This window comes from Pseudomonas sp. AB39(2026) (assembly GCF_059831485.1).
Genome location: NZ_CP195212.1, coordinates 2,301,586 through 2,316,182, shown reverse-complemented (window position 1 = coordinate 2,316,182; position 14,597 = coordinate 2,301,586). Strand labels below are relative to the sequence as shown.

Sequence of the window (14,597 nt, the reverse complement as noted above, 5' to 3'; positions counted from 1 at the left end):
GGCGTCGCCACTTTCCTCTCCATCGTTTCCGGGTAGAATGTTCGTTCGCGTGCGGCCATGAGGGCTGCTCGGGCGACTCCTTGGGGCCGCCCTCCATCCCTAAGTGTGGAAGATCCAGCCGATATGTTTGCGCCTTTGTTGAAAAAACTCTTTGGAAGCAAGAACGAGCGTGAAGTGAAACGCATGCTCAAGACGGTCGGCAACGTCAATGCCTTCGAAGAGAAGATGGTCGCGCTCTCGGATGAACAGCTGCGTGCCAAAACCCCCGAGTTCAAGGCTCGCATCGCCAAAGGCGAAACCCTCGACGACCTGTTGCCCGAGGCCTTTGCCGTATGCCGCGAAGCCGGCAAACGCATCATGGGCATGCGCCACTTCGATGTGCAGCTCATTGGTGGCATGACCCTGCACGAGGGCCAGATCGCCGAAATGCGTACGGGTGAAGGTAAAACCCTGGTGGCAACGCTAGCGGTGTACCTCAATGCGCTGTCCGGAAAAGGCGTGCACGTGGTCACGGTAAACGACTACCTGGCGCGCCGCGACGCCAACTGGATGCGCCCGCTGTACGAATTCCTGGGCCTGACGGTAGGCGTGGTCACGCCCTTCATGCCTCCGGAAGACAAGCGCATCGCGTACAACGCTGACATTACCTACGGCACCAACAACGAATTCGGTTTCGATTACCTGCGCGACAACATGGCTTTCAGCCTGGACGAGAAATTCCAGCGCGAGCTGAATTTCGCCGTCATCGACGAAGTGGATTCCATCCTCATCGATGAAGCCCGTACCCCGCTGATCATTTCCGGGCAGGCCGAGGACAGCTCCCGCCTGTACATGGAAATCAACCGCCTGATTCCGCGCCTTGAGCAGCACATCGAGGAAGTGGAAGGCCAAGTGACCCAGCAGGGCCACTACAGCATCGATGAGAAAAGCCGCCAGGTGGAACTCAATGAGTCCGGCCATCAGTTCATCGAAGACATGCTGACCCAGGCCGGCCTGCTGGCCGAAGGCGAAAGCCTGTACTCGGCGCACAACCTGGGCCTGTTGACCCACGTCTATGCCGGCCTGCGTGCGCACAAGCTGTTCCACCGCAATATCGAATACATCGTGCAGGACGGCGGCATTCTGCTGATCGACGAGCATACCGGCCGTACCATGCCGGGCCGTCGCCTCTCCGAAGGCTTGCACCAGGCCATCGAAGCCAAGGAAGGGGTCAATATCCAGGCCGAGAGCCAGACACTGGCCTCTACCACCTTCCAGAACTACTTCCGCCTGTACACCAAGCTGTCCGGGATGACGGGTACTGCCGACACCGAAGCCTTCGAATTCCAGCAAATCTACAACTTGCCCGTTCTGGTGATTCCGCCAAACCGCCCGTTGGCCCGAAAGGATTTCAACGACCTGGTGTACCTCACGGCCGAAGAGAAGTACGTCGCCATCATCGCCGACATCAAGGAATGCATGGCCACCGGCCGGCCAGTGCTGGTAGGTACCGCGACCATCGAAACCTCCGAGCACATGTCCAACCTGCTGCAGAGAGAAGGCATTGAACACAAGGTGCTCAATGCCAAGTACCACGAGAAGGAAGCCGAGATCATCGCCCAGGCCGGCCGGCCCGGCGCGCTGACCATCGCCACTAACATGGCAGGCCGGGGTACGGACATTCTGTTGGGCGGCAACTGGGAAGTGGAAGTGGCCGCGCTGGAAAACCCCACTGATGAGCAGATCGCCCAAATTAAGGCCGACTGGCAGAAGCGTCACCAGCAGGTGCTGGAAGCCGGTGGCCTGCATGTGATCGCTTCCGAGCGTCACGAGTCGCGCCGTATCGACAACCAGTTGCGAGGCCGTGCCGGCCGTCAGGGGGACTCCGGCTCCAGCCGCTTCTACCTGTCCCTTGAAGACCCGCTGATGCGTATCTTCGCGTCGGACCGGGTGAAGAACTTCATGAAGGCACTGGGCATGCAGTCCGGCGAGGCCATCGAGCACCGCATGGTGACCAACGCCATCGAGAAGGCCCAGCGCAAGGTTGAAGGCCGTAACTTCGACATTCGCAAGCAATTGCTCGAATTCGACGACGTGTCCAGCGAGCAGCGCAAGGTGATCTACCACATGCGCAACAGCCTGCTGGCGGCGGACAACATCGGCGACACCATTGCCGAGTTCCGTGAGGAAGTGCTCAACACCATCGTGTCCCAGCACATTCCACCGCAATCGTTGCCTGAGCAGTGGGATATCCCAGGCCTTGAGGCCGCCTTGCAGGCCGACTTTGCCGTCACATTGCCTATCCAGCAGTGGCTGGACGACGATGACAAGCTGTATGAAGAAACCCTGCGCGAGCGCCTGATGGCCGAGATTCTGGCGGCCTACAACGAGAAAGAGGACCAGGCCAGCGCCGAGGCCCTGCGTACGTTCGAGAAGCAGATACTGCTGCGTGTGATCGACGACCTGTGGAAAGACCACCTGTCTACCATGGACCACCTGCGCCACGGTATTCATTTGCGCGGCTACGCCCAGAAGAACCCGAAGCAGGAGTACAAGCGCGAGTCCTTCACCTTGTTCCAGGAACTGCTGGACTCGATCAAGCGCGATACCCTGCGCGTGCTGTCCCACGTGCAGGTGCGCCGCGAAGACCCGGCCGAAGAAGAAGCCCGTTTGCGCCGCGAGGCCGAAGAGCTTGCCCAACGCATGGAGTTCCGCCACGCCGAGGCACCTGGCCTGGATCAGCCAGAAGTGCTGGAGGAAAGCACTGAAGGTGTTGTGGAAGCGGCCCTGGCGCCCATTCGCAACGAGCAGAAGCTGGGCCGTAACGAAGTGTGCTGGTGTGGCTCGGGCAAGAAGTTCAAGCACTGCCATGGCCGTATCGAATAACACGCACCTTTGAATAATCTCTGGTTTTCGTGTTGAATCACGCCGCGACTGGCCTTGCCATCGCGGCGTTACTTTTTCAGCGCTACCCCTCTCAAGGAGTCTTACATGGCGGTTGGTCTCGGTCCCTTGCCTGTGCTGCACCCTGTTTCCGGTTTCGAGCTGGGCATCGCCTCGGCAGGTATCAAGCGGCCAGGGCGCAAGGACGTGGTAGTGATGCGCTGCGCCGAGGGCAGCACCGTGGCAGGCGTGTTTACCCTTAACGCCTTTTGCGCGGCGCCTGTGATCCTGGCCAAGCAACGTGCGGGTGGTGCCGTGCGTTACCTGTTGACCAATACGGGCAATGCCAACGCCGGCACTGGCCAGCCAGGGCTGCAGGCGGCTGAGCGTACCTGCGAAACCTTGGGCCGCTTGACGGGCGTGCCAGCAAGCGCCGTGCTGCCCTTTTCAACGGGTGTGATCGGCGAGCCGTTGCCAGTGGAAAAAATCGAAGGTGCGTTGCAAACCGCCTTGGACAACCTGTCCGAGCACCACTGGGCCGACGCCGCCACGGGCATCATGACCACCGATACCTTGCCCAAGGGCGCCAGCCGCCAATTTACCCATGACGGCGTTACCGTTACGGTAACAGGCATCAGCAAGGGGGCCGGGATGATTCGCCCGAACATGGCCACCATGCTGGGCTACATCGCCACCGACGCCAAGGTCGCCCAACCTTTGTTGCAAGACCTGATCCGCGATGCGGCGAACAAGTCGTTCAACCGCATCACCATCGACGGTGACACCTCCACCAACGACTGCTGCATGCTCATCGCCACAGGCAAGGCTGCATTGCCTGAAATCACTGACGCTCAAGGCCCGTTGTTCCAGGCCCTGAAAGCCGCGGTCTTCGAGGTGTGCATGGAGGTGGCCCAGGCCATTGTTCGCGATGGCGAAGGCGCTACCAAGTTCGTCACTGTGCAGGTCAATGGCGGAGGCAACCATCAGGAATGCCTGGACGTAGGCTACGCCGTTGCGCACTCGCCACTGATCAAGACCGCGCTGTTCGCCTCAGACCCCAACTGGGGGCGTATTTTGGCCGCCGTCGGCCGCGCAGGTGTGCCAAGCCTGGATGTGAGCAAGATCGATGTGTACCTGGGTGACGTGTGCATCGCCAGCCAGGGCGGCCGTGCGCCAACGTATACCGAGGAGCAGGGTAGTGCGGTGATGGCATTGCCGGAGATCGGTATCCGTATCGAGCTAGGCCGCGGTGAGTGCAGCGAAACGATCTGGACAACCGATCTTTCCCACGAGTATGTGAAGATCAACGCCGAATATCGCACCTGACCCGCGCAAGCGACGAGGAGGCACAATGAAACGGGTTCATGTAGCGGCTGCTGTGATTCGACGCGCCGATGGCAAGGTGTTGATTGCCCGGCGCAATGCCGCTCAGCACCAGGGCAACCTGTGGGAGTTTCCTGGGGGAAAGCTGGAGGAGGGTGAGTCGCCCAAGGCTGGCCTGGTACGGGAACTGGCCGAAGAGTTGGCCATCCGGGTCACTTCGGCTCGGCCCCTGATCAAAGTCGCCCACGATTATCCCGACAAGCAGGTGCTGCTGGATGTGTGGGAGGTAGACGGCTTCGAGGGTGAACCCCAGGGTGCCGAGGGGCAGCCGCTGGCATGGGTCGCTCCCAAGGCTTTGGGCAACTATGACTTCCCGGCAGCCAATGCGCCCATTGTGAGCGCAGCGCGCCTCCCAGCCGCCTACCTGATCACCCCTGATGGCTTGCCAGGCCCTGAATTGCTAGGCGGGCTGCGTACGGCCATTGCCCAGGGTGCCAGGCTGGTGCAACTGCGCGCGCCAAACCTGTACGACCCTCAGTACCGGGACCTGGCAGTGGATGCGGCAGGGTTGTGTGCGGCCAAGGCGCAGTTGATGCTCAAGGGGCCGCTGGAGTGGCTTGGGGACTTTCCTAGCGCAGGCTGGCACCTGACCGCTGAACAGTTGCGCAAATACGCACCCAACGGCCGGCCGTTCCCAGCAGACCGTTGGCTGGCGGCGTCCTGCCACGGCCCTGAGGAGCTGGAGCTGGCAGAACGCATGGGCGTGGATTTCGTTACGCTCTCGCCCGTACAGCCCACTCAAACCCATCCCGATGCCGTGCCTTTAGGGTGGGTGCAGGCAGAGCACTGGATTGCAGGCTTCAACAAGCCTGTGTTCCTGCTTGGTGGGGTGGGGCCGGGTGATACCCAGCGGGCATGGGAGATAGGTGCACAGGGTGTAGCCGGCATTCGTGCGTTCTGGCCCGAAAAGCCGGCCTGAGGGCCCTGCCTGCTGGGGTTTGTGTAGGAGCCTGCGAAGCGGGCGAACAGGGCTCGCGAGGTCCGGGTATGGCGCCGGTTTGTGGGCCCGTATTCGCAGGCTGTCGCCTACTCCCACAGAACATAAACCAGGCACGCCAAGCGCGTTAGCCCTCCGATGGGGCCGCCGCCTGTGCCCACAGCACTTCTTCCACACCCTCCAGCCGGGCGATCATTCTGGCGGCCACGAACAGCAGGTCCGATAGCCTGTTGAGGTAAGCCAGCCCTACACCGTCCAACGGCTCTTCGCGCTGCAGTTGCTGGCACCTGCGCTCGGCAGTGCGTGCCTGGGCGCGACATAGGTGCGCCTGCGCAATGCACACAGAGCCTCCGGGCAGGATGAAATTGCGCAAGGGGCCTACCACCTCGTTCCAGGCATCGATGGCCGCCTCCACGCGTTCGATTTCACTGGTGTACAGCGCACGATGCCCCGGCATGGCCAGCTCGCCGCCCAGATCGAACAGGCGGTGCTGGCAGGGGGCAAGCACGTCCTGTACCTGTGCCAGGTGAGGTTTATCGCTCAAGTGTGCCAGTAGCAGGCCCAGTTGGCTGTTGAGGGTGTCTACCTCGCCAATGGCCTCGACCCTAGGGTGATCCTTGGCAACCCTGCGCCCGTCTCCCAGCCCAGTCTCTCCAGCGTCCCCGGTACGTGTGTAGATTTTCGACAGCCTGAAGCCCATGTCATGCTCCTGAGGCGATGGCGCCTGTCACCGCTGGCTGCACCAGCGGCAGGCGCAGGGTGAAGCAGGTGCCCACCCCCAGCGTCGACTGCACTTCCATCTGCCCTTTGTGGTTATTGGTAATGATGAAGTAGGACACGGACAACCCCAGCCCAGTGCCCTGGCCCACTTCCTTGGTGGTGAAAAAGGGCTCGAACATGCGCTTGCGTACGTGCTCCGGCATGCCCACGCCGTTGTCTTCCACCTGTATTTCCGCCCACGTGCCATTAAGGCGTGTGCGCAACACAATACGGCCGGCCTCACTGGGGTGTTCGCGCTGGTGAATGGCCTGGGCCGCATTTTTCAGCAGGTTGAGGATCACCTGCTCCAATTCATTGGCCGTGCAGGGAACAGGGCTTAGCCGAGGGTCAAACTGGCGCACGATGGACGGGCCACGGAAGTCGAAACCGAGGCTCAGGTCAAAGTCGCTGCTGGCGATTTCAATGGCCTGGTCGATCAAGGCGGGCAAGTCACAGGGCGCCAGTTGCCGGTCGCTGCGCCGGCTGAAGCTGAGCATGTGGGTCACGATCTTGGCCGCACGCGCCCCGGCGCTGTGTATACCCTCCAGCAGTTGAGGGATCTCACGGGCTTGCAGGTAACGGTTGATACCGTCAAGAGGTACACCTGCGGCCTGTGCCTGTTCCAGGTTCTTGGGCAGGTCTGGAGACAGGCGGCGGCGAACGTTCTGTACGTTATGCAGGATGGCCCCCAAGGGGTTGTTGATCTCGTGTGCCATGCCTGCTGCTAACCCACCCACGGACAGCATTTTCTCGGACTGCACCATCACTTCTTCCAGCGACAGCCGCTGCGTGATGTCGTCGATACGGATGACCACGCCACGGCCCGCACCGCCTGCCAACGGATAGCAGGTCAGGGCATAGTGATGGGCCACGTCATCCTTGAGCCACGTGACGCGCTCCACTTTGACCACGCGGTGTTGCTCCACCGAAGCACGCAGCTGTGTCAGAAAAGGTTTGAGCGGTTCGAAGGCCAGGAATATGGGCTGGTTCAGCGCCTCGTCCAGGGGAGTGCCTGAAAGGGCACTGGCCTCTTTGTTCCACTGGGTGACGTACAGCTGCTCATCCAGGGCAATGAGCGCCGAGGGCATGGAGTCGATGATGCTGTTGAGGTAATTCTGAAAGCCGGTGAGCTTTTTCTCGATCTTGCTGCGTACCTGCACTTCAAGCTCAAGCTTGCGATTGGTATGCCGGGTTTCCTCGGCAAGGCCCTGGGCCGCGTCATAGGCGCTCTGGGCATCATCGCGTGCCCGCTTGAGCTGCTGTTCCCGTGCCTCCATGCGCGACAGCATGGTGTTAAAGGCTTCGGCCAGGCTGCCGATTTCGTCATGGTTGCCGGGCAGGGCGCGCAGCGAATAGTTTTCCTCGCGCGTGACCTGCCGGGTCAGCTCTTCCAGGTCGTAGATAGGGCGCGTGATCAACCGGCGGATCTGCCGCGCAATCACCATCCATAGCAGCACGCTGAATACCAGTATGCCCAGGCTGGCCGTAAACGTGCCGGTATAGAACGCCACAGGCAATTCACTGGACGCTACCAACAGCAAGTGGCCTGGCAACCCGTCGTCTGACGGCAACTCAGCGACCTGGGTGCTGCGGAATTCGGTCAAACGCCACTGGCCCAGCTCCTCGAACAGGTGCGGCACCGACAGCTTGCTGCCATGCTGCAACTGCGCCAGCCGCTGACCATCTGGCGCGTATACCGCTGCCGCACGCAGGGGCGAGTAGCTGTCCAGCTCGCGAAGCAGGTCATTGGCGGCCTCGGCAGAGCGGGCGGCCTGGTGCGCCAGCTGCGGCTGGCTGACCAGCCGAGCGATGGTCTGCATGGCCTGAGGCGCCATGCTCTCGTGGGAAATCCAGTAGGCAGCCGTGATGAAGGTCAGGTTGGCTGCTACCAGTACCGTGACCATCAGGACCAGCAGGGCGGCCAGCAGCTTTTGCCCAACAGGAAGGTTTTCGAGGCGCTGTCGCAGAGGCATCACACATCCAGCTCAAGGGAACGGAGCGAGTGTAGCAAGGGTGCGCTCAGTCTGTGGGCAGGCCTTTGGCATGAAGGTGCGCAATCAGGTTTTGACGAAGCTGCTCAAGCGCAGGCACAGCCACTGAGAGGCGCGCTGCTTCAGCGCAGGCATGGCCTATCAAGTAATGGATTTCGGTTCGGCGCCCTGCTGCCATGTCCTGATACATGGACGAATAATTCTGCGAGGTGGCTGCTATCACCTCCCATACCGCCTCCAGAAGGCCTACGGCAGCGTCGGGTAGGCCCACGGCTTGAAGCAGCCGTGCCAGCTCCTGGCACAGACCGGTGATCGCAGGCGCATGCTCCACCAAGGCGCCGTTACGGCACCCGTGAAGCACGGTCAACGGGTTGATGGCGCAATTGATAGCCAGCTTGCGCCAGAGCCTGGCCAGCATGTCAGGTGTCCATTGGTGGGGAATGCCGGCGCGTTCCAGCTCGCTTAGCCACAGGGGCGCAGGCTGGTCGCCTGTGCCGCCTAGCCAGGTGAAGCCTTGCCCGGCAAACACGATGGCACCGTCGTTACGCCTGAAGGCACCCTCGGTGGTAGACGCCAGTGTGACGCAGGCATGGGGGAGGGTGGCCGTCAGGGCGTGCTGGCTGCCCAGGCCGTTCTGCAACAGGATCACCTGTGCGCCAGGTACCAAGCGGGGCCTGACAGCCGCCACGGCCGCGGCCACATCGTAGGCCTTGCAGGTCACCAGCAACCGGGCAATGGGTTGCGGCGCGTCAGGCAGTTCGCCGGGCAGCTGGAAGGCGCGTTCAACACCATCCTCTACCCACCGTAACCCAGAGCCTCGATGATAGTGGGCCAATTGCGCAGGGCCGCGCATCAGAAGGCGTACAGGTGAGCCCGCACGTGCCAGCCGGCAGGCCCATAGGGTGCCAATACTGCCCGCACCCAATACATGCCAGGGGGTGTCCGCCATGCTGTCAGGTTTTGGCGGGCAAGCGGCGGGCGTTGACCAGCCCGGAAACATAGGACTCCTGCAACAGGCGGCTGGCCTCACCAAACAGGCTCACTGGCTCTATGGGAAGGCTTTTCTCATCCAGCCCTACCAGGCTGATGCCTGCGCTCAGGTCCACCAAGCCGCCGCTGGTCATGAACCCCCTGAGGTTCAACCCGTCATGGAGGCGCTTGAAACTGCTAGGCGCGCACTCCTGCAGGCTTCTGGGCAGGGTGAGCAATACAAAGTGCTGGTCATCCACACGCGCCAGTACGTCCAGCGGGCGAACCATCTGCTGAAGGCGACGGCCTACACCCTGAAGCAGTTCTTCATAGAGGGCCTCCCCATGTTGCTGCTGCAGGGTGCCAGCGTTCTGCAACCCGATCAGCAGGTAGCACAGCGCCCCCCCACGGGCCTGGATCTGGCGAAGGCTGTCTTCGAGTTTCTGGCGCAGGTAGCGTGCATTGCCCAGGCCCGTCAGCGAGTCCACCAGGTTGCGTTGCTCCAGGCTGGCGATGTTGTCACGCAGTAGTCGGTTTTCGCGGGCCAGGCGCTGCAGTACGCTGTGCATCCGGTCCCCGGCATGCACCCGTGCCAGCAAGTGCGCGCCGATCAGCTCAGGTGGCAGTAGGTCGTCAACCCCCAGGTCGGCCGTTTCGTCCAGCACCTGTTCGCTTGCCTGCTCGCCCAAAAGCAATACCCAGGTATGGCCGTTAGTGGCCTCGTCCAGCACCCGAACCTTCGAGGCCATGCGCATGCCAGCCTCACCGTGTGCCACCAGCAAGTCAGCCGCACGCTCGTCCAGTTCACCTGGCGCATCCTCCAGGGTGCAGGTACGTACGTCGTGATACCCCCCTTGCGACAGCAACTCAGCCGCGCAGTGGCGCATGCCTGCATCACTGATGGCCAGGAGAATACTCAGGTTGGGGTTTGACATCTGGAACTCGCACTCTCGCAAGGAAGGATGGGCCGCTGTGCAACGCAAGCAACGCTGTTCACGGGCTTGTGACCAGATTCGGGAGGAATGCGTGTCTCAATGCTGGCACTCGTTATAATGATCCGTGCTTTTAGTCGTCAAGCCAAGTGCGCAGGTTTATGGTGCTTAACCGACAGAATCACTCGTACGCCGCTTATTTGTAACATTCTGGAGAAAACTTAATGCCCTCGTTCGACGTAGTGTCCGAGTTGGACAAACACGAAGTCACAAACGCCGTCGACAATGCCGTCAAAGAACTGGACCGCCGCTACGACCTCAAAGGCAAGGCGCAAATGTCCTTCAATGACAAGGACAAGACGGTCAACCTCACCGCCGAAGCGGAATTCCAGCTCGAAGCTACCTTGGAAATCCTGCGCATGGCACTGGTCAAGCGCAAGATCGATGTGCAGTGCCTGGAAGTGAAAGATGCTTATGCCTCCGGCAAGGAAATGAAGCAGGACGTGGTCCTTCGCGAGGGCCTGGATAAGGAAATGGCCAAGAAAATCGTGGCCCGCGTCAAGGATGCCAAGCTCAAGGTCCAGGCCGCCATTCAAGGTGAACAAGTGCGTATCACGGGCAAGAAACGCGATGACCTGCAAGAAGCCATCGCGCTGCTACGGGGTGAAGAATTCGGCATGCCGCTTCAATTCAACAACTTCCGGGATTGAGGCAGGCTCGGGAAAGTGGCTGCCCAGGCGCTTTCCCGAGGAACCATCACGGGTGGATCGGCGTCGGACGGCTGTTAACGGGGCGCCTGGTCCGCCCCTCGAAAGTCGACACAGGAGCCCCCTATGGATCTGAACGCCCAAGTCAATCACCTTATCCGTGCCTCCCAGGCCTGGATACCCATGATCATGGAATACGGCAGCCGTGTGCTGCTGGCCGTGGCCACCCTGCTCATCGGTTGGTGGCTGATAAACAAGGTCACGCGGGAAATCGGCAAGTTGCTGGCCCTGCGTCACGCCGACCTGGCCCTGCAGGGGTTCATCAGTACCCTGGCCAACATCATTCTCAAGATCCTGCTGTTGGTGAGCGTGGCCTCGATGATCGGTATCGAGACAACCTCCTTCGTGGCAGCGATCGGTGCAGCCGGCCTGGCCGTAGGCCTGGCCTTGCAAGGCAGCCTGTCGAACTTTGCGGGCGGGGTGTTGATTCTGCTGTTCCGGCCCTTCCGTATCGGTGATTGGATCGAAGCCCAAGGGGTGTCCGGAACCGTGGACGCGATCCAGATTTTCCACACGGTGCTACGCACGGGTGATAACAAGACCGTGATCGTGCCTAACGGCAACCTGTCCAACGGCATCATCACCAACACCAACCGCCAGCCAACCCGCAAGATCACCTTGGACATTGGTGTGGACTACGACGCGGACCTGCAAAAAGGCCGTGAAGTACTGCTGGAGCTGGCCAAGGACCCACGCGTGCTGGAAAGCCCCGCACCGGAAGCGGTAGTGGCCGCGTTGGGCGACAGCGCCATTACCCTGTCGCTGCGCCTGTGGGTCAATACCGGTGATTACGGTGGCGTTCTGAACAAGCTCAACGCCGAGGTACGTGACCGGCTGCGCGATGCCGGTATCGACATTCCATTCCCGCAGCGGGTGATTCGCCTGGTACAGGAAGATGGCAAGCCGTTGCCTGCGTCACCAGCGCCTCAGGCAAAGGCCGATTAGGGTTTTTCCGGATCAGCTTCGCTGCTGGCGGCTTCCATGTCAGCAGCGTTGTGATAGCGCCAGTGCAGCAGGATCAGGAACAGCGTAGGTACACCCATCAGAGCTGTGATGAGGAAGAAGGTGTGATAACCGTACTTCTCCACCATCACGCCCGAGTAGCCCCCGATCAGGCGGGGCAGCAGCAACATGATGGAGCTAAGGAGGGCGTACTGTGTGGCCGAGAACTTCAGGTTCGTGAGGCTGGACAAGTAGGCCACGAAGGCGGACGTCGCCAAACCTGAACTGAGGTTGTCCAGGGAAATGGTCACAATCAGCATGCGCAGGTTAGGGCCCATGTCTGCCAGCATCAGGAACAGGATGTTGGTCGCTGCCGAAGCCGCCCCGCCAATGAACAGGATAGGCATAATGCCGAACCGTACAATCAGCAACCCACCTGCACCTGCGCCCAGCAAGGTCATCACCAGCCCGAACACCTTGCTGACACTGGCAATCTGGTCCTTGGTAAAGCCCTGGTCGATATAGAACACATTGGCCATTACGCCCATGACTGTGTCCGACATACGATAGGTTGCAATCAGGCCCAGCAGCAGCAAGGCTTGCCAGCGATAGCGCAAAATGAAGTCGTTTACCGGCGTAAGCACCGGGGCCAGGCCACGGCGGCCTACAGCGGACAGGCACAAGGCTGTGAGAATCGTGTACAGCAGCGCCCGAAGAAACGCGCGGTCCTGCAGCAGCAGGTCCAGCGGGCTCATGTCACCACTGAGCACACTGGCAAAGTCGGTGTTATACAGCTGCGTGAACATGGCGGGCACCGATACCAGCAGAATGATCAGCACAACTACCGATGCGACCTGGTGGATGAATCCGTAGCGCGCGGCCGACAGCTGGGTGCGCAGCGGCACAGGCGGCTCACGCATGAGCAGGGTGGTTACCAGCGCGGGCACCATCAGCACGCCGAACAGCAAATAGGTGCCGGCCCAGGCTTTGTGCAGGTAGGCAAACCCCGTGGACCCGAACCATTCGGCGAAGAACAGCGCGCCGGCTGTGGCCAGCAGCGCCGCTATGCGGTACCCGGCCATGTAACTGGCTGCCAGCGCGGCTTGGCGCTGGTCGCCGGCGATTTCAAGGCGATAGGCATCCACGGCAATGTCTTGGGTGGCAGAAGCGAATGCCACCACCACCGCAATGGCGATCAACCAGGACAGGTGCTGTTGAGGGTCGCAAAAGCTCATGCCGATCAGGCCGAGGATCACCAGCGCCTGGGCCAGTACCAGCCAGGAGCGACGGCGCCCCAGGCGAGCCAGCCCCGGCAGGCGCCATTGATCCAGCAGCGGTGACCATACCCACTTGAAGGCGTAGGCCAGGCCGATAAGGCTGGCATATCCGATGGTTTCCCGCGCCACGCCGGCTTCACGCAGCCACACCGACAAGGTAGAGAACACCAACATGTAAGGCAGGCCAGAGGCGAAGCCGAGAAGCAACAGCACCAAGGTGGAGGGGCTGGCATAGGCGGCCAAGGCGGCGCGCCAGGTTTTACCGGGCATGGGCGGAGCGGTGCCTCACATCTGCAAAAACAAAGCGCGCACTCTAACCGCTGTGCTCGCCTGGGCGCCAGCCATGGCTCAGGATATCCACACGATTCCCGTTAATTGTCATGCCTTCGTCCCGCAGGCGGGCACGCTGTTCATCTCCGCTTGGGCTACCCACTGGCAGGCTCAGGCGGCCCCCGGCGGCTACTACGCGATGCCAGGGCAGGGTAGAGCCAGGCGGCAATTGGCTCAGCTGGCGGCCTACCCACCGCGCCGCACGGCCAAGGCCTGCCAGCTCGCCCAACTGGCCGTATGTCACCACGTGCCCCGGCGGAACAGCAGAGAGCACCGTATATAACGCAAGCTTGCGCGGATCAGGTAACGGATCCGTTACATTATTACAGTCAGCGAAGCGGAACTCATTTGGCATAATCAGGTCAGTCCTGAGCCCTGTGTTGTCGCAAGATAACGTTGATCTTCCACGAAACCGAGTCCGTAGTCGCCTATGTTCACCAGAACCCTGCTGTGTGTGGCTGTCACCTGCACCATGTCTTCCGCCTTCGCCGACACTGTCTGGTTGAAAAACGGCGACCGTATCACCGGCACCATCAAGGTATTCGATGGCGGCAAGCTGATGGTCGATACCGCTTACGGTGGGTCTATCCCGGTGGACATGAAACAGGTCAAGACCCTGGAAAGCGACCAGCCGCTGCTGGTACGCCAGGACGCGAACGATGACGAAGTAATCAATTCGCTCAAGCCCTCAGACGAAGGCAAGGTCGTGCTCTCCAGTGGTGACGCGCCCCAGACCGTGGAGCTGGCCAGCATTCACCAGCTGATGAAGCCCAAGCCTCTGGTGCAAGACCTGAACTGGAAGGGCAACATCGATGCCGCCATGGACTTCAAGCGCGCTGACACCAATACCGACGACTACAACATTGGCTTCAAGACTACGGCCCGTCACGGCCAGTGGCGCCATATCGCCGATGGCGAGTACAACCGCGAAGTGGAAGACGGCACGACGGGTACAGACAACTGGGGCATGGAGTACTCCCTGGACCGCTTCCTTACGGACCAGTGGTACTGGCAGGGCCGCCTGAACTACAAGCACGACAACATTGAAGACATCCGTCGCCAGCGCACCGTGGGTACTGGCCCAGGCTATCAGTTCTGGGACAACGAGCTGGGTGCGTTCTCCTTGGGCAGCCTGGTCAACCGCACCGACTACCTGTTTGCCGATGACTCGAAAGAGAACTTCTACTCGGTGGCTGTGAAGTGGGATTACAACCGCTACCTCATTGGTAAAACCGTCGAGTTCTTCACCACAGGCGAACTGGGGCGCCCTTTGAGCAACGTTGCAGACTACAGCCTCGATGCCGAAGCAGGCCTGCGCTACAAAGTGACCGAATGGGCCTCGCTCAACCTCAAGTATGAGAAGGATGTGGTCACCGGTACGACCAATGGCAACAACCTGGACAGCAGCCGTTACACCGCTGGCTTCGGCGTAACCTGGTAATACATCA

12 protein-coding genes are annotated in these 14,597 nt (G+C 60.9%); 6 read left to right on the top strand and 6 right to left on the bottom strand.

Annotated elements, in window-relative coordinates; translation table 11 throughout:
• Nucleotides 1-123: 123 nt before the first annotated feature.
• The 3 genes from secA to ACSAMW_RS10470 all read left to right on the top strand — a co-directional run bounded on the left by secA (nt 124) and on the right by ACSAMW_RS10470 (nt 5,164).
• Nucleotides 124-2,865, top strand: a complete 2,742-nt coding sequence (gene secA, locus ACSAMW_RS10480) for a preprotein translocase subunit SecA (protein ID WP_500593870.1) — start codon at nt 124-126, stop codon at nt 2,863-2,865.
• A gap of 105 nt (nt 2,866-2,970) precedes the next feature.
• Nucleotides 2,971-4,188 (top strand): bifunctional glutamate N-acetyltransferase/amino-acid acetyltransferase ArgJ, encoded by a 1,218-nt coding sequence (argJ, locus tag ACSAMW_RS10475; protein WP_500593869.1) that lies wholly within the window; start codon nt 2,971-2,973, stop codon nt 4,186-4,188.
• A 25-nt stretch (nt 4,189-4,213) separates the two neighbouring features.
• Entirely contained in the window at nt 4,214-5,164 is a 951-nt protein-coding gene (locus ACSAMW_RS10470; RefSeq protein WP_500593868.1) for a Nudix family hydrolase, read from the top strand.
• Nucleotides 5,165-5,309: 145 nt separating this feature from the next.
• Here ACSAMW_RS10470 and ACSAMW_RS10465 read toward each other — a convergent pair whose 3' ends face one another.
• Genes ACSAMW_RS10465 through ACSAMW_RS10450 form a run of 4 tightly spaced genes read right to left on the bottom strand, consistent with a single transcriptional unit; the run spans nt 5,310 to nt 9,836 of the window.
• Complete coding sequence (locus ACSAMW_RS10465) at nt 5,310-5,882, bottom strand: cob(I)yrinic acid a,c-diamide adenosyltransferase (protein ID WP_500593867.1); 573 nt, start codon at nt 5,880-5,882, stop codon at nt 5,310-5,312.
• Nucleotide 5,883: 1 nt separating this feature from the next.
• Entirely contained in the window at nt 5,884-7,914 is a 2,031-nt protein-coding gene (locus ACSAMW_RS10460; protein ID WP_500593866.1) for a sensor histidine kinase, read from the bottom strand.
• Nucleotides 7,915-7,960: 46 nt separating this feature from the next.
• Nucleotides 7,961-8,881 carry a putative 2-dehydropantoate 2-reductase gene (locus tag ACSAMW_RS10455; RefSeq protein WP_500593865.1) on the bottom strand — a complete coding sequence of 307 codons (921 nt, stop codon included), beginning with the start codon at nt 8,879-8,881 and terminating at the stop codon, nt 7,961-7,963.
• Nucleotides 8,882-8,885: 4 nt separating this feature from the next.
• Complete coding sequence (locus ACSAMW_RS10450; RefSeq protein ID WP_500593864.1) at nt 8,886-9,836, bottom strand: GGDEF domain-containing protein; 951 nt, start codon at nt 9,834-9,836, stop codon at nt 8,886-8,888.
• Nucleotides 9,837-10,057: 221 nt separating this feature from the next.
• On the opposite strand from ACSAMW_RS10450, the gene ACSAMW_RS10445 reads away from it, so the two are divergent.
• Nucleotides 10,058-10,543, top strand: coding sequence for a YajQ family cyclic di-GMP-binding protein (locus ACSAMW_RS10445; RefSeq protein WP_500593863.1), 486 nt, complete (start codon nt 10,058-10,060; stop codon nt 10,541-10,543).
• Nucleotides 10,544-10,666: 123 nt separating this feature from the next.
• Nucleotides 10,667-11,545, top strand: coding sequence for a mechanosensitive ion channel family protein (locus ACSAMW_RS10440; RefSeq protein ID WP_500593862.1), 879 nt, complete (start codon nt 10,667-10,669; stop codon nt 11,543-11,545).
• On the opposite strand, the gene ACSAMW_RS10435 is transcribed toward ACSAMW_RS10440, so the two are convergent.
• Together ACSAMW_RS10435 and ACSAMW_RS10430 are read right to left on the bottom strand one after the other, a co-directional pair.
• On the bottom strand, nt 11,542-13,089 hold the full coding sequence (locus ACSAMW_RS10435) for an AmpG family muropeptide MFS transporter (RefSeq protein WP_500593861.1): 1,548 nt from the start codon (nt 13,087-13,089) through the stop codon (nt 11,542-11,544). The two genes, ACSAMW_RS10440 and ACSAMW_RS10435, sit on opposite strands and share 4 nt — an antisense overlap.
• Before the next feature lie 43 nt (nt 13,090-13,132).
• Complete coding sequence (locus ACSAMW_RS10430) at nt 13,133-13,504, bottom strand: MGMT family protein (protein WP_500593860.1); 372 nt, start codon at nt 13,502-13,504, stop codon at nt 13,133-13,135.
• A gap of 75 nt (nt 13,505-13,579) precedes the next feature.
• On the opposite strand from ACSAMW_RS10430, the gene ACSAMW_RS10425 reads away from it, so the two are divergent.
• The gene (locus ACSAMW_RS10425; protein ID WP_500593859.1) at nt 13,580-14,590 is read left to right on the top strand and encodes a DUF481 domain-containing protein; all 1,011 of its coding nucleotides are present in this window, start codon (nt 13,580-13,582) and stop codon (nt 14,588-14,590) included.
• Nucleotides 14,591-14,597: the final 7 nt, after the last annotated feature.